The sequence below is a fragment of the Desulfobulbus rhabdoformis genome (assembly GCF_016919065.1).
GTDB lineage: Bacteria > Desulfobacterota > Desulfobulbia > Desulfobulbales > Desulfobulbaceae > Desulfobulbus > Desulfobulbus rhabdoformis.
The window spans coordinates 37,707-53,875 of record NZ_JAFFQA010000035.1 but is presented as its reverse complement, the minus strand read 5'-3'; the positions used below and the strand labels follow the sequence as shown (position 1 = coordinate 53,875).

Genomic DNA, 16,169 nt, shown 5'->3' with positions numbered 1-16,169 from the left:
CTGTGGTCGTGCCCGCTGGCGGATTGAAAACGAGACCTTCAATACTCTGAAAAATCAAGGTTATAACCTTGGGCACAACTATGGCCTGGGCAAAAAGCACTTGAGCGCAGTTTTCATGCACCTGATGTTGCTTGCTTTTCTTGTTGATCAAGTGCAGCAATTCTGCTGCCCGCTGTTTCAAGCAGCCCGGGCAAAACTGAAAAGTAACAGGTCAATGTGGGAACGAATGCGCAACTACTTTCACACTTTTATAGCTCCTTCCATGGAGACAATTTTACGAATGATTGCCTATGGATTTGAGCATCCGCCTTGCCCGACATTTGATTAACGGATAACAGGTAACATACATTTTTTTGAAAGATCAGGAGCCTTCCGAAAAACGAATTCGGTAGGCCGGGTGGATAACTCTGCCCTGAAAACAAGCTTTTTCAGAAAGTTTGGTACAAAACAACAGCAGTGCTTCGGGATTTTTCCTCAGAATGGTGAAATTACCCCAGCAAGTACCGCCTCATGGCAAATTTATAAACGCAACCGGTTCAAAGCGGGCGTGGCTGAGACTCCGCGAGATTGGCAGAAAAAGCAATTATTCAAGATTCCCTAAAGCATTGTAGTGAAAGAAGGATATTTATGCCCTTATTACAACTCCCCAAGCTTACCCTTGCAGATTTGGCCAGGTCTGGTCACGTGACGCGCTGGCATAGTGTGCGCACCTCAAGAAATCAGACGTTGGCCGAACACCACTATATGGTGACCAGGATTTCAAATAAATTGGCAAAAGAGATCCTTGGCCCCGATTTGAAGGATTCCCATCTCCTTCAGATCATGGAATATGCCTCTCTGCACGATACTCCCGAACTGTTGATGGGGGACCTCCCAAGCCCTTTAAAACAGCATATAGAGCACATAACCGAGGGAGAGAACCCTATTGACGCCATTGAAGCGGAAATCGCCCCTTGGCTCGTTAGGATGAAACGAGAGATGCGCAAGGAGCACCTTTACATTGTCAAGCTTGCTGATATTATCGATGCTCTTGTTTTTATAACTATTGAGGGGCTAGGTGAACATGCCAAGCAGGTGATTCACATCCTGGAAGGTATGCTTGCAGAAAAACTGAGCCAGGCTCGTGCGCAGTTTCCCCGGTATCAATGGGGCTATACAACACACCTGCTCAACGAACTCCTCAACAATAAAGATGAAGCAAAAATCGCCTTTGAGTTCAATAGAGATGAAAAATAGATCTGAATCTTTCCCTTCTTGAAGATCTTTCCATCACTTCCCTGATATACCCTCTCTCTCCTTTTTGGGGAAGTTCCCGAATGAGGAGCCCACGGTTGGCAACATTTCTCAAAAGATCTGCGCTTCTGCCTGAGCAGATTTGTCCGAATTTATCTAGTTGAAATCTTTATAAAATATCAAAGGTCAGACCAAAAGAAGGCCAGGGGTGTCCTGGGGGGAATCTTTTGGATTTTTCGCTTATGTTTTTAAGTTGCTGATATTCTGTTTTTTAACGCAAAAAAACGCTGTGGCATGCATGTTGCTGTATATGACGAAAACGTAAGATGATTGTTTTTGCATCTTACGGTGTTGTTGTGTGGAACGTTAATGTCTGACCATTGTGACTCTGTCTGTGTTGCAGTGGAAGTGGTCTGAAAAAAAGGCACGGGTGTGCTGTAAATGAAATGCGATAAGAAACAAGAGTAAAAGGAGATTGCCCCCAATGAACAAAGTAATTGCCCTGTGGACTCACCCGAGATCTGTGTCTACTGCCTTTGAGCGGGTTATGATTGAGCGCAAGGATATGGAGATCCTCCATGAACCCTTTTCGTATCTCTATTATGTAAAGGGGGACGATGCCACCATCGAGCAGCAATTCATTGATCCGAACCACCCCACCGATTACCCCGGAATTTGTAACCATATAATTGGGGCGGCTGAAAACCGTTCGGTATTCTATAAGGATATGTGTGCGCACTGCTACGAGCATCTTGTTGCTGATGAGTCCTTTTTAAATCGCGTTACCCATACTTTTTTAATTCGTGACCCGGCTAAGGCTATAGCTTCTTATTATGCAATGAATCAGGATGTCACGCTTGAGGAGATAGGGCTTGCGCAGTTGTTTAAGGTGTATGAGGCTGTGAAGAAAATGGGACTGCCTACGGTAGTTGTCGATGCGGATGACCTTGAAGATGCGCCCGAGGATACTATCAAGGCTTACTGTGAGGCTTTGGGTATTGAATTTATCCCTGAGTCACTGATGTGGGAGGCTGGGCATCAGGATAAATGGGATATCTGGAAAGACTGGCATAAGGACGCGGCTGTCAGTACCGGCATTGTCAAGAATATGGAGCAGTTTGAAGTGACTATTGAAAATAGTGATCATCTGCGGAGTTACTATGACGACCAGCTTCCCTATTACCAAGCGATGTATGCTTCGCGGGTGTCCGGCAAGAAGTGTTCTTGTGGAAGCTGCGCGCAAAAAGCAGCTTGATTCGGCTTTTGCTCCTGGCTGAGAGTTTCTTGGGGCAGATGGTTACAGGGGCTTTGTGGGAAGATACCTGAATCCGTGACGGCGGGTGGTTACTGAACAACGCATCTTTTTAATAAGATGACGTGTTATTACAAATTCATGTATTGTTCAGTTGCACCCGCCGCCCTTTGGGGCATCCATTAGCACGCCACCTTCATTGCAACATACCGATAAAGTTTACTTTAATCGGCATGTCTCAAACAACGAAGCTGGCGTACTGATGAATGCTCACGGATTCAGAAGATATTTTGCCTGCGGTGCGACCTCTGCTCGATTGAACCTGGCGGTGTAGCAGTTCTTTCATGTTGATGGTGTTTGTTCTGCTGTAAGCTTCGGGTTTGCTTCTGTGCTCCCTTGCCTTGCATGGGGGGCGTTTGGATTTTATCCATTCTTGTGGTTCGTTGTCAGCGAAAGTAGGTCGGTTGTCGAGATGGGCTCCTTGTGGTCTCGATAACCGGCCTTTTTTTTGTGCTGATGGTTTGTGTGTGGGCGCTTTTGTCTACGTTTAATAATTTGAAATTATAGATAAAAATAATTTTTTTGTCTCAAGTGCGGACATGAGTGACTGGTTTGGTTCGCTCGGGTTGTGGCGGTGAAGAAGGGGTAACTCCCTTTTGTTTTGAGGTTTTGATTAAGCTTTCTAAGTAGGCATGCTTGTTGCAAAAATGATAACGAAAACGTAAGGTAAATTTTTTCAAGCGTAACGAAGTTGTGAGTAAATAACAGTTGTTGCATCGGTCGAGATGGTACAATTTTTTTAAACAAACCACAAACAACGAAACTGACGCACTGATGAATGCTCACGGATTCAAGTGCAAGTGCAAGTGTGTACGGCTGAGTTTAAAAAAATTGTGTCATCCTTTCCTGCTCCTTCCCTTCCTGCGCATCGGTAGAGCAAGCCGATGAATGGGTGGTTTCTCATCCTTCTACCTAATTTTTGTGCGAATATCGCTGGGCCACCGCGGTATTTCCACTGAAATCCTCGCTGAATAGGCTTTTTGAGCCACTCTTATTGTTTTCATACGCATTGCCAATGTGGAAAAGGGGGCGATTCTTTCGTGAAGTATACAGTGGCAAGACCACCTCTGATGGAAATCTTGAAAAATCTCATTATTCAAAATTCCCTGAAGAGCGTTGTGGGGCCATTTTCATGTCGCTGTTCCTGCAGGCGGATAAGTGCTGGAGGGGCGTGGAAAAGATTGGATGAATAGGTTGCCTGATCATTACTTGGTGAGATTGAAACGAGTAAGGGCTTGGCAGACGAGAACAAGGGTAGGCCGTTGTTGTCGACAGGGCACCGACCAGATAGAGGCAAAATATGTTGCAGGTTGAAGGTTTAACAAAAAGGTTTGGAGCGCTCATCGCGGTCAATGATTTGAGCTTCCATGTGGAAGCGGGGCAGGTTTTTGGTATCGCCGGTCCGAACGGGGCTGGAAAATCAACCCTCTATAATCTGATTACTGGCAATTACAGCTATGAAGGCAAAGTTGTGTTGGACGGGAGGGATATCAGTGGAATGCCTCCCCATAGAATAGCGCGTCGTGGAATATCTCGTACCTTTCAGATTCCGGAGATATTCCCAAGCCTGACAGTTGAAGAGACTGTGCATGTGGGGAGTCGATTTGGCTCTCGAGGCGGGGTTGATGTGCAACATGCATCCGAGATCATCGATGTTGTCGGTCTCGGGGAAGAGCTGTACCAGAAAACTGGCGCCCTCAACCTTCTGGGGAAAAAGAAGCTGATGATTGGTGCGGCATTGGCAACGAAGCCGAAAATTCTCATGCTTGATGAACCTATGGCCGGGTCAAACACCACGGAGATTTTAAGCCTCATGGAGCTGATAAAGAAGATTAACCAGGACCTTGGGGTCACAATCATCATAATCGAGCATTTCATGAAGGTGCTCACAGATTTAGCTCAGGTCCTCATGATCATCGAATCCGGAACCTTGGTTTGCAGTGGCAAGCCTGCTGAAGTGATTCAGGATGAGCGGGTGGTTAAATCATATCTGGGTGATTCATATGCTTGATATAACAGATTTAAATGCCTATTACGGTGAATCGCACGCTTTGAAGAATGTAAGAATGCGTGTTCCGAAAGGGGAGGTTGTGATCATCGTTGGCCCAAATGGTCACGGGAAGAGCACCCTGTTGAAATCAATCTGCGGTCTCGTTGATAAGGTGCAAGGGCAGGTGGCCTGGAATGGTGAGGATATAACCCATCTCGGAACGGCAAAAATCGTGAACATGGGCATCACCTATATAGCAGAGAACCGAGAGCTCTTTCCCTATATGAGCGTGCGGGACAATCTCAAGCTCGGAGCCTACTCCAGGCGTGCCAAAGCCAATGAAAAAAAGAATGAGGAGTGGGTGGCGGAACTGTTTCCCAAACTGGTTGAACGGCGCAATCAGCTTTCGTCTACCATGAGTGGTGGTGAGGCGAAGATGCTCGCGATTGCCAGAGGGCTGATGTCCGATGCGGATCTGCTCTGTATCGATGAACCGGCCCTTGGGCTGCAGCCTAGTTATCGAACGGATATCTTCCGAATCATCCAGGAGATCAGCAAACAGGGAAAAACCGTTTTGCTGGTCGAACAGAACATTCCTCAGCTTTTTGAAATGGCTGACCGTCTCTACATCATGGACGAGGGGTGTCTCTCTTTCAAAGGAGGCAAGGAAGATGCACTCAGTGATGATCAGCTCAAGGAGATCCTCTTTGGGATGTGAATTGTCAATGAGGATCACTGTGTGGAGGAATAATGTTTTTTGAAATAATCGATGTATTTATCAGCGGCTTGATCAATGGATCGGTCTATTCGCTCATGGCTGTTGGCCTGACGCTTGTCTACGGAGTAACGAAGGCCTTTAACTTTGCCTATGGCTCCTTTTACGTGCTTGGCGGCTACTTCGCTTGGTTGCTCCTGGTTCGCTATGGCGTCCCCGGCGGCTATTTAACCGTCATCGTGACTGCAGTTCCCTTTTTCTTTGTTATTGGATTTTTATCAGAGAAGATTCTCATCGCCCCGCTGAGACGATACGGTGACTGGGAAATGAAGGTCATGATGTTGACCCTGGGGTTGTCTCTTTTCATGGACTACTCTTTCCAGTCTGTATTTGGACCGCGCGTCAAATCTATCCCCAGTTTTACCGAAGATATTTTTGAATTCGGTGACTTTGTCATTCTCCATCAGGATATCGCCATCTTTACCGTCTCAATCTGCTGTATGCTTGGTCTGCGTTGGGTGCTGAATAACACCCGGATCGGTATGGCCGTCATGGCGACCGCCCAAAACCCGGTAGGCGCTCAGATTGTTGGAATACCGAAAGATTTCATTTATGCTGCAACCTTTGCCATCTCTACAATTCTTGCTGGAATGGGCGGCATTCTGCTTTGCCAAAAGAACCTTATCAATCCTATGGGTGGCTCAGACATCATGATTAAGGCCTGGGTCATCACAGCTTTCGGCGGCATGGGGTCTATTCGTGGCAGTCTCTATGCCGCTTTTATCTTGGGTATGCTTGAGGCCTTTGTCGGCTGGTATTTCGGCATGATGTATGTGCAGATCGCAACCCTCACTTTGCTGCTGGTTACTCTGGCGGTCAGGCCGAAAGGATTATTGGGGAGAGAGTAAGTTATGAGTTTGAAACGAATGATAGCCATTCTGGGGGCGTTTTATCTCGTCATGGGGGTTCTGCCTATATTTACAGGCAGTGCCGATCACTTAAACATACTCACCATGATATTGATATGGGCGGTTGTCGCTTCCTGTTGGGATGTCATCATGGGGTTTGCCGGGATTCTTTCCTTTGGCCAGGTCGCTTTTTATGTCATCGGGGCTTATGCTTCGGCGATACTTTCCGTTTCCCATGGAATATCACCACTTGTATCTATTCCGCTTGCAGGGTGCATAACCGGAGTCTTTGGCATCATTGTCGGGTTACCCTGTCTGAAACTTGCCGGACATTACGTTGCCCTGGTGACCTTTGCCCTGCATATGGTGCTGGTTCCCTTTCTTCGTGGCCCGCTGGGTCGTGCCATCGGCTCCGGAGGAGCGCAGGGTATTCTCACGGTCCCGCCGATTGAGTTATTTGGGTACGCGTTTAATGCGGATACGTTGGTGCCCTTTTTCTATCTCACCCTGGTGCTGACTATTATTTTCACCTTGGTTCTGGTTGCGGTCATTAAATCGCACTGGGGACAAGCATTTCTGGTCATTAAGGACTCCGAGCAGTTTGCCAGCAGTCTTGGCGTCTGCTCCTACAAGTACAAACTGATGGTTTTCGCGCTGACGTCATTTATTACCGGATTTTTTGGAGCTCTTTACGCCCATTACGTTGGCATGCTCTCCACCAAAATGCTGAGTATGGATGTTTTTACCCTCTTGATGATCATGATGGTTGTCGGCGGTATCGGAAAGTATCCAGGGGTTGTTATTGCTGCAGCGATAACCGTGACGATCAATCAGCTCCTGGCGCCTCTTGGAATGTATCGACCCCAGATCATGGGGGCGATTGTTATACTCCTGGTGCTGACTCTTCGCGGTGGCATCGTGGGCATTTTTGAAAAATTCCTTTCTTCCAGACCTGAAGGTGGCATCTCGTTGGGCAGGTAGAGCCTCTCCTCTATTGCTCGCCAGAAATACGATATGCTGTTTTGGGGGCACAGGTTGTGGAGCAGCCTTCTACACGGAAGCAAGATACAACATACAGACAGCGCATTGTGCTGTGAACACAGAGGGAAGTCGCCCCGATATCGGTCGGGTTGCAGGTTACAAATCATTTGAGAAAAGGAAGGGTGCAGTGAAAAAAGATCGAATGAGTATTTTACTTTCAGTGGTAACAACGGTGCTGGTGTTCATGCATTCAGCAGTCTTTGCAGCCGATGCCACCATTAAAATTGGTGTTCCGCTTGCCATGACCGGTGCGTATGCAGGGTCGGGAGATAACTACTGGAAAGGCATCACCATGGCTGTGGATGAGATCAATGAAAACGGTGGGTTGCTTGGCAAGCAGATAGAGATCGTCCGCTTTGATTCCCAGGAGTTTGCCCCGGAAACGGTTATGCAGGGTGCCAACTACCTCTGTGGTGAGAAAAAGGTCAGTGCCGTCCATGCGGGCTGGGCTGGCTGGGGGCAGGATGTGCGTGCCTACGGGAAATTCGACGTGCCGTTTTTCTGTGATGATGGCGCAGAGCCAGCGGTCAACGTCTACAAGAGCAATCCTGAGAAATATTCCAATATCTATTTCTTGACCGATACCGGCAAAAATCAGGGGAAAAGCATGTTTAATATGCTGAAGTCTCTGCCCTATGATTTCCCCAATAAAAAAATTGTCATCATTAATACCGATGATACCTGGGGCATGGAAGTCGGCGAAACTCTGGAAGATAATTTCAAAGAGATGGGCTGGCGCGTGGCCATGCACGAGACCGTGCCTTACGGCATTAACGAGTGGGGACCGATTCTCACCAAGATTCGGCGCATTCGTCCGGCAATCATCCATGTGGAGATTCCCAGCGCCCAGGAAGTGGTTACTTTTTTTAATCAATTCAGCAAACACCCGACCAAGTCCATCTTAAGCTATGGCTGGGGGATTACGCCTCTTGAGGTCCTCTCTAGCCTAGGGAAAGATGCAGACGGAATCATTGGTGAAATGCCTGCCGGTATGCCTGCATCTCCGGCTCCCAATGCAGCTTGCAAGGGGTGGTTGGATAAATACCATGCCCTGTATAAACATGATTTGCCCGCAGGCTCCTGGATTGCGTACACCGGTGTTATGCTCTGGGCTGATGCTGTCGCCAAAGTTGGTGATGAAAATAATTTTGCGGCCATCAACAAGCACATTCGCGAGGCAGGGTATGAAGGGCTGCAGGGAAAAGTCATGTTTGGCGAAAATAACACTCTCCACGGACAAAAAGGGGCGCCTATTGTCCACTATCAGGTACAGGATGGTCGTTTAAAAGCACTGGCAACTGATCCTCCCTTTGCTCCCTACGGGGGCAACACCTTTCAGGTTCCCCGCTGGATCAAGAAATAAGGATCTGCTCCGAGGGTATTTGCCATAATCAATTGCGGCAAGCGTTTACCTATCGATTGTTAAGGGGTTACTTCTCTCTGATGAGGGGTAACCCCTTTTTTGCGCTTGCTTTCCGGCTTATCATTAGCCAAAATCCGCGTTTCTGTAGCGGCCCTCACCGTTGTGTGTCGATGCAGGAAAGCTGTATCGTATGTTTCGTGAATTCCTGGTCCTTGCAATCCTTGTTTAAGGGAGAGGTGACGAGACCAGTGGTTATGGAGATCTTTCAGCTTATGGAAAATACAGTTATTAGTCTACTTGCAGGAATTGGCGGTATGGTCGGCTGGGGTATCTACGATTTTTTTGCAGGGGTCTATTCCAAAAAGATAGGGCCTTCGCAGACATTTTTCTGGTCCCAGCTATCCGGGCTGTTTTGTACCCTTGCTTTTTTCCTGTTGTTGAGCGGGACTGTGCATCTCACCGGCTTGGTCTGCCTGTATCTTGTTGTGGCGGCCCTTCTCTATATCGGTGGTTACCTCTTTTTCATGCGTGGCTTTGAACTTGGAAATATTTCAATCATTGCCGCAATTATGAATGTCTGGGCAGTGTTCACCATGCTTTTTGCCTATCTTTTTATGGGACAGCGGCTCTCAAGCATTCAGTTTATAGGGGTCTGTATGATTATTTCCGGAGCTATGCTTGCTTCGTTAAACTGGAAGGAAGTCCTCGATGGTGGAAAGTTCCAGCTGTCCAAAGGGGTGAAGGAGGCCGTTGTTGGTGCTTTCTTGTTTGGGCTTTTTTGGAATGTCAGCGAGGTGGTTACAGAGCGTATTGGTTGGCTGGCTACAACCATGTATGTTAAAGTGCTGATTATTTGTCTTTTTGTGTTACTTTCCTTGCTGACAAAACAGAAAATTGGAAGGCTGCACGCCTCGGGGCGGACGAAGGGGATGATCGTCTTCATCGGCATTGTTGAAGCGGGTGCCGTGGGGATTGTCAACTATGGCTTAACTGTTGGCGATGCCATTCTGATAACCCCCATAGCCTCAGCCCTGTCCATTGTGACCATTGTTATGGCGATAGTTCTTTTAAAAGAACGGGTTTCATGGCCGCAGGCGGCTGGAATGTTGATTGCCGTAAGCGGTATCATTATCACCGGATTGTGAATACTTTTTTGTTTTGTCCGATTTCTGCCCCTGTTCAGAATCGGTGTCGATGAATAACAGAGGCCAGGATGCATTCAACGGAGCTTGTCTGTTTATGAAAGAAATTACCTCGTATAGAATCGCTCTCGCGGCTGGCTACCTTGTTGCGTGCCTAGGGGCACCGGCCCTGGCCGATGTTCCCTTACGGGTTGATACCGTTGAGGTTTATAAATCTGCACGGAAAATGTCCCTCCTTGTCCAGGGGAAAGCGTTGCATACCTACCATATCGCCTTGGGGGCACAGCCCAAGGGGCACAAACAACAGGAAGGCGATGAAAGAACGCCAGAGGGGAAATATGTGCTGGACTACAAGCAGATGAAGAGTTCATTCTACAAATCGATCCATATCTCCTACCCAAACGCAAAAGATCGCGCCCGAGCTCAAGCTGCCGGTGTCCATCCTGGTGGCTCTATCATGATTCATGGGCAAGCCAATGGTTTCGGCTGGTTGGGGGGAGTTACTCAGCACTTCAACTGGACTGATGGCTGTATTGCCGTGACCAACGATGAGATGGAAGAAATTTGGAAATTGGTCCCATTGGGGACTTCTATAGAGATTTTTCCCTGATCAGCGTCAGGGGCCCGGGATAAGCGATTTGGCAAACGAAATACAAATGGAATTAAACTCTCTGTTTTTCCGTGAATAATTGCCGAGGCAATTGAGGTGGTGAAACCAGAGGCCAGGCTACCGGGAACCAGAAGCAGCTGAGAGGACTTTGCAGGCGATGTTATGGGGAAGAAGGCCACTGCAGAGGATTTTTTTTCACCTTAGAAGCAGACAAAGCTGTCTCCTTTTTAACAGATTGTTTTTATTTTAAAATTTTAGTTTTGTCCGGTTTTGGGACATGCTCTCCCCGGAGGGGGGTGACAGGGTGAAGGTGATTATCTTTCTTGTGTAATATTATTAGGTAGTTATGTGAATAAAATCAGGCTGGCAGAATACTTGCTACTAGTGAGTGTTTGTTTGCGGCAATTATAGATAACAGGAGAGATGACATGCCCTTAATGAATTCCCTGGAAGTGATATCCAGTGATCGATTTGAAGAGATACACCAGGCTTCGCTGAAAGTACTGAGCGAGACCGGTATTGAGTTCCATTGTGAAGAGGCGTTGGATATGTTTCGTCAGAATGGGGCTCAGGTTGAAGGAAAGAAGGTCTTTATAACAGAGAAGATGGTCTCTGACGCCCTGGCCACCTGTCCGGAAACCTTTACCTGGACTGCGCGCAACCCAGCTCATACTGTCACTGTGGGCGAAGGTTTTTTAGTGCAGCCAAATGTCGGGCCTGTCTTTATCCAGGATATGGAGAATGGGCGGAGAAAGGCAACCGTTGATGATTATGCCAATGTAATCCGGGTTTGTCAGGCGGCTGAGCATGTGCATATCAACGGCTCCATCCCCGTGGATCCCAGCGATGTTGATCAGGATAAAAAGCACTTGCACATGATGCGTGCAATTTTGAAAAACACGGATAAGCCCATTATCGGCTTCTGCTTTGATAAAAAAGCAGTCGAAGAAGACCTTACCATGGTTGAAATGGCTTTTGGCGGGGCAGACTTTCTGGAGCAGCATCATTGCATCGGCGTATTGGTCAATCCGCTCACTCCACTGGGCTTTGCCACCGAGACAGTCGAGACGATCATGGCCTATGCAAAGCGTAATCAGATCACCTTGCTTGCGCCCTGCATTATGGCGGGTATCTCCGGCCCGATTAATCTTTTTGGCACTTCCCTGTTGCAAAATATCGAACTGCTGGCAGGTATCGTTCTCGTGCAGATGACCCGTCCCGGTGCGCCGGTGGTCTATGCGACCGCCTCGACCACCGGCGATATGCAAAGCGGTGCGTTCTCTGCCGGTACTCCGGAGGCGATGTTGATCAACGCACCGGATATTCAACTTGCTAACCAGTACTACAAACTGCCCACACGAACCATGTGTGGTATCACCCATTCCAAAGAAATCGACTGTCAGGCTGGGTATGAAACCATGATGAGTCTGATGATGGGCGTGCTGAGCGGGGCCAATATTGGTGTGCAATGTGTGGGGACACTGGATGCATTGATGACGCTCTCCTTTGAGAAGATGATCATTGACCAGGAGATTCTCTCGCGCGTATTCCGCATTCAGAAAGGGGTGGAGCTCGAGTCCGATGACATCGATGCGCAAGTAGCGGTCATCCAGGAGATCGGCAGCCGCGGAACCTATCTGTCTCATCCTTCAACCTTTAAGGGCTGTCGGGATCTTTGGAGTCCATCAATCTCGGATTGGCAGTCATATGAGACCTGGGCGGCAGGTGACCAGGAGAGTATTGTGGTCCGGGCGAATAAAAAGTTTAAAGCGATTCTTGAAAACGCTCCTGCAAGTTTTCTTGATGCGGAGGTTGAGGCAGCTCTTGATACCTTTGTGGAGGAGCGCTGCTGACGATTTGAATTGCTTTCTTTTGTTGAGTACGCGCCAGTTCACTTAAAGGACTGGATAAGGCTTTTGCGGAATCACTCACTGGGCTGAGTTCAGGTTTTGGCTTCTTATAAAATTTCCGGGCATCTTGAATAATTGCTTTTTCTGCCAATCCCGGCGTCATGCTTAAAATTTTATCCTCGGAATATCAATTATATGCCTGCGGTAAAATTTTGCGCAATCCTTGGCCTTGATTGAAAAATCTAATTATTCAAGACACCCTTCCGTTTTTATTTAATTCTCCAAGGTGTTTGTACACTCCCTTTCTCTAGCCGTTATCAAATCACTCACCTGATAGGGGGGGAGTGGCAGCAAATGACCCGGTTTCATGGTTTGGCCATGGAATCGGGTTTTTTTTATGGGGAAAAATGAGGAAGAGGGGCGTCACGTTTGTCCGTTTTTTTTCTCTTGGCTCCCGAGTCATTTCACCCAAGCTCAGATGTTTTATTTTTTCGTAATGGCCAAGATTTTTAAAATTTCATTTGTGTAATATAATTTCAACTTCCTGTTTTTTCTTGTCTTGTGTTGACCGGCTAGTGTCGAGTTTGACCTAGGACAAGATTGTCTTTATCCTATCTATTCAAAATAATAGAATAAAAAAAGAAATGTCTCTAACTGGGACAAGGGTGGCTACGGGGGTGCCCGCGCTTTAAAGTGAGATGTATTTTTATCGATGTAATATCAATGACATGAATGTTTATTTATCGATTGGCAAAGCATTTGCTTATAACAGGCCATAGTGAGTTTGAATGGGCAGGAAAAATAGGGTAACCGCCTGCTCATGCCTGAAAAAAAGTACAGGGAACTCCTTGGTCGCAGACATACTTGGTCAATATTGACGCAAGACTCGGCTCAAGTGGTTTTCTCAAGCATGAAAAATGCTGGATTAAAATTGGTTAGGGGTTAGGAGGACAAGATTTTGCGTAGAAATATTCTGGCAGGCAGGAAATCCAACAGTGGTTTCAGCCTCAATAGCCTGACCGACGACGAGTGCTACGAGATCCATCTCGCCACTCTCGAGGTTCTGGGAAAAACCGGCATGTTCGTCGAAGATGAGCAAGCCCTGGAAGTCCTGGGAGACAACGGTGCTGATATCGATCGAGAGAAGAAGATCGCTAAATTCGCTCCCTACATGGTTGAGGAAGCGATTGCGAGCGCACCCTCCAAGGTTTACCTGGCGGGAAGAAACCCGAAGAATGACTTCGTTATGGAGAACTCTCGGGTTGGTTTTACCAACTTTGGTGAAGGTGTACAGATCATCGATCCTGAGACCGGTGAGTTGAGAAAAACCAATAAGCAGGACGTGGCCAACACCGCAAAGGTCGTTGATGCCCTCGATGAGATCGATGTGTATCTCCGCGCGGTTGGAGCCCACGAGGTGCCTCAGGATGTCGCCCCGTTGCATAATGCCGAGGCCTTCTTTCCGAATACCTCCAAGCACTGCTTCATTGGCCCGATAAACGGTTTTAACGTCAAAAAGCTGGTCGAAATGGCCAAAGTGGTAGCCGGTGGGGCGAAAAATCTAAAGGAGCGCCCACTGCTTTCCTTCAATACCTGCCCGGTCAGTCCTCTGAAACTCGTCCGCGACTGCTGCGAGATCATCATGGAAGGCGCCAAAAATAACATGGTGGTCAACGTGCTCTCCATGGCCATGGCCGGTGGCTCCACTCCGGTGAACATGGCAGGGACCCTGGTCAGCCATAACGCCGAGGTTTTAAGCGGCATCGTCCTTGGTCAGCTAACCCGCAAGGGAACCCCTATGGTTTACGGCAGCTCCACCACCGCCCTTGATCTTCGATTTGGAACCGCCTCTGTTGGCTCTGCCGAGTGTGGCATGATCAACGCTGTCGTTGCCCGTCTCGGCAACTACTACGGACTGCCGACCTGGGCGGCAGGTGGATAGGGCGACTCAAAAGTATGTGATGCTCAAAGCGGTCACGAAAAGACTCTGACCGGCCTTCTTGCAGCGTTAGCAGGGACTAACCTGATTTATGGGCCGGGCATGATCGAAAGTGGCATGACCTTTGACTATGGCCAGATGGTGATGGATGCTGAGTTTGTTCGCATGATCAAATTCGCTGTAGGCGGCGTACCCGTGAACGACGATACCCTTTCTGTGGATATCATCAAGGAGGTGGGACCCTTCAAGGATTTCCTCGCTCACGAAAACACCTACAAGCACATGCGTATGTATCCACAACCCAAAATGATGGATCGCAGAATGCGTGAAGACTGGGAAGCGGATGGCAGCCTGGATATGCATACCAAGGCGACCGCCTATGCCCGCCACATTTTAGAAAATCATCAACCTGATCCTCTTTCCGAGCATGTACAGAGTGAGCTGAGGACCATTGTTGAGGAAGCAGAAAAAGAGCTTGGACTCGACGGAAAGTAAGGAGAACAGAAATGGCAGATATCCACGATAAAATTCAGCAATTCGTCATCAGTGGTGATTCGAGCATGCTGAATACTGTTATGCAGATGGCTCTCGATGCCGGTGGCCAGGCTTCAGACCTGTTGAACAACGGCCTTTTGCCCGCCATGGACCTGGTCGGCCAGAAGATGAAAACAGGTGATATGTTTATCCCCGAGGTGCTTATGGCTGCAAGGACCATGCAGTCTGGCCTGGAACTGCTCACCCCACATATGGAGGGGGGAGATTCCATGAGTGCTGGTACCTGTGTTGTTGGAACAGTTGAAGGCGACTTGCATGACATTGGTAAAAACCTTGTCAGTATGATGCTCTCCGGTGCTGGTTTTAAAGTGATTGACCTGGGTGTTGATGTTAAAGCCCCGGACTTTGTTAAAGCGGTTCAGGAGAACGACGCGCAGATTATAGGAATGTCCTCCCTGTTGACCACCACCATGGTCAAAATGGAAGAGACCATCAAATGCGTTGCTGAGGCAGGCATGCGTGAGCGTGTCAAGGTGATCATCGGCGGTGCTCCGGTAACTCAGCAGTATGCCGATACAATCGGCGCAGATGGGTATGCTTTTAATGCTCCGGATGCGGTCCAGAAGGCAAAAGAACTTGTCGCAGCAGTTGCCGCCTAAGAACCAGGGCGACTAAGAAACAAATGGGGGGTCGATCGGATGTGATCATGCGGACTCTAAATCCGCACAGCCGGGTGCAACTCCCGGGCTCCTCGCCATTTTACAAGGTGCCTTGAATACATAACACTATCATGGCTGTTTGGCAGGCGATACCCGCATTTGCAGGTACACAGAGTATTCAAGGTGCCCTTTAAGGTTAGTTCCAGGACACAGGAGACAGAACAATGATTGAACAGGTAGTTATCGACTCGGCAAGCGAGTGCCTGATCAAAGGAAGCAAGGTTGATGCGTTGGCTCTGGCCAAAGAAGTCATTGACGGTGGCAACGACCCGGTAGATCTGATGACCTACGCCTTTATTCCCGCAATCAACAATATCGGTGACCTGTTTGCACGGGGTCAGATGTTTTTACCCGAGTTGATTGTCGCGGCAGACGCCATGGGCGCAGTGACCGACCTGGTGAATGAAGTCATCAGTGCGAACAAGACAACCAAAAAGTCAAAAGGCACCATTATCATGGCCACCGTTAAAGGTGATGTCCATGACATCGGGAAGTGTATCGTGACCTCGTTGTTGCAGGCAAATAACTTCACTGTCCATGATATTGGCCGTGACGTTGATACCTCTAAAATTGTTGAGGCAGCAGTTGAGTTTAACGCCGATCTCATCGGAACCAGCGCGCTTTTAACCACCACCATGCCCTGTCAGAAAGACCTTGAAGACATGCTCAAGGCTCAGGGGCTTCGTGATCGCTTCAAGACCATCGTCGGCGGCGCGCCGGTTACACCGCGCTGGGCAACGCGCATCGGTGCCGATGCCTACGCCGAGGATGCCCTTGAAGGCGTGAAAAAAGCAGAAGAACTTTTGGGAATCTGCGCTGCTGCTTAAAGCGCTACGATCCCTCTGTATGGGA

12 protein-coding genes and 2 pseudogenes are annotated in these 16,169 nt (G+C 48.3%); all 14 read left to right on the top strand.

Annotated elements, in window-relative coordinates:
• Positions 1-328: pseudogene (locus JWJ90_RS23295) on the top strand (transposase); the annotation flags it as partial.
• Between the two features lie 239 nt (positions 329-567).
• Positions 568-1,236: a YfbR-like 5'-deoxynucleotidase gene (locus JWJ90_RS16725; RefSeq protein ID WP_205228358.1), complete on the top strand. Its 669-nt coding sequence runs from the start codon at positions 568-570 to the stop codon at positions 1,234-1,236.
• Positions 1,237-1,717: 481 nt separating this feature from the next.
• Positions 1,718-2,488 (top strand): sulfotransferase-like domain-containing protein, encoded by a 771-nt coding sequence (locus JWJ90_RS16720; RefSeq protein ID WP_205228357.1) that lies wholly within the window; start codon positions 1,718-1,720, stop codon positions 2,486-2,488.
• A gap of 1,357 nt (positions 2,489-3,845) precedes the next feature.
• Positions 3,846-4,556: an ABC transporter ATP-binding protein gene (locus JWJ90_RS16715; protein ID WP_205228356.1), complete on the top strand. Its 711-nt coding sequence runs from the start codon at positions 3,846-3,848 to the stop codon at positions 4,554-4,556.
• The gene (locus tag JWJ90_RS16710) at positions 4,513-5,253 is read left to right on the top strand and encodes an ABC transporter ATP-binding protein (protein WP_338032341.1); all 741 of its coding nucleotides are present in this window, start codon (positions 4,513-4,515) and stop codon (positions 5,251-5,253) included. Before JWJ90_RS16715 ends, JWJ90_RS16710 begins: the two co-directional genes overlap by 44 nt.
• A gap of 32 nt (positions 5,254-5,285) precedes the next feature.
• Complete coding sequence (locus tag JWJ90_RS16705) at positions 5,286-6,158, top strand: branched-chain amino acid ABC transporter permease (RefSeq protein WP_205228354.1); 873 nt, start codon at positions 5,286-5,288, stop codon at positions 6,156-6,158.
• A gap of 3 nt (positions 6,159-6,161) precedes the next feature.
• On the top strand, positions 6,162-7,139 hold the full coding sequence (locus JWJ90_RS16700; protein WP_205228353.1) for a branched-chain amino acid ABC transporter permease: 978 nt from the start codon (positions 6,162-6,164) through the stop codon (positions 7,137-7,139).
• Positions 7,140-7,326: 187 nt separating this feature from the next.
• Positions 7,327-8,562 carry an ABC transporter substrate-binding protein gene (locus JWJ90_RS16695; RefSeq protein ID WP_205228352.1) on the top strand — a complete coding sequence of 412 codons (1,236 nt, stop codon included), beginning with the start codon at positions 7,327-7,329 and terminating at the stop codon, positions 8,560-8,562.
• A gap of 254 nt (positions 8,563-8,816) precedes the next feature.
• Positions 8,817-9,707, top strand: a complete 891-nt coding sequence (locus JWJ90_RS16690) for a DMT family transporter (protein ID WP_205228351.1) — start codon at positions 8,817-8,819, stop codon at positions 9,705-9,707.
• Between the two features lie 94 nt (positions 9,708-9,801).
• On the top strand, positions 9,802-10,314 hold the full coding sequence (locus tag JWJ90_RS16685) for a L,D-transpeptidase family protein (RefSeq protein WP_205228350.1): 513 nt from the start codon (positions 9,802-9,804) through the stop codon (positions 10,312-10,314).
• Between the two features lie 428 nt (positions 10,315-10,742).
• Positions 10,743-12,167, top strand: coding sequence for a trimethylamine methyltransferase family protein (locus JWJ90_RS16680; protein ID WP_205228349.1), 1,425 nt, complete (start codon positions 10,743-10,745; stop codon positions 12,165-12,167).
• Between the two features lie 955 nt (positions 12,168-13,122).
• Positions 13,123-14,598: pseudogene (gene mttB, locus JWJ90_RS16675) on the top strand ([trimethylamine--corrinoid protein] Co-methyltransferase).
• A gap of 11 nt (positions 14,599-14,609) precedes the next feature.
• Entirely contained in the window at positions 14,610-15,257 is a 648-nt protein-coding gene (locus JWJ90_RS16665; protein WP_205228347.1) for a corrinoid protein, read from the top strand.
• Between the two features lie 224 nt (positions 15,258-15,481).
• The gene (locus JWJ90_RS16660; RefSeq protein WP_205228346.1) at positions 15,482-16,144 is read left to right on the top strand and encodes a cobalamin B12-binding domain-containing protein; all 663 of its coding nucleotides are present in this window, start codon (positions 15,482-15,484) and stop codon (positions 16,142-16,144) included.
• Positions 16,145-16,169: the final 25 nt, after the last annotated feature.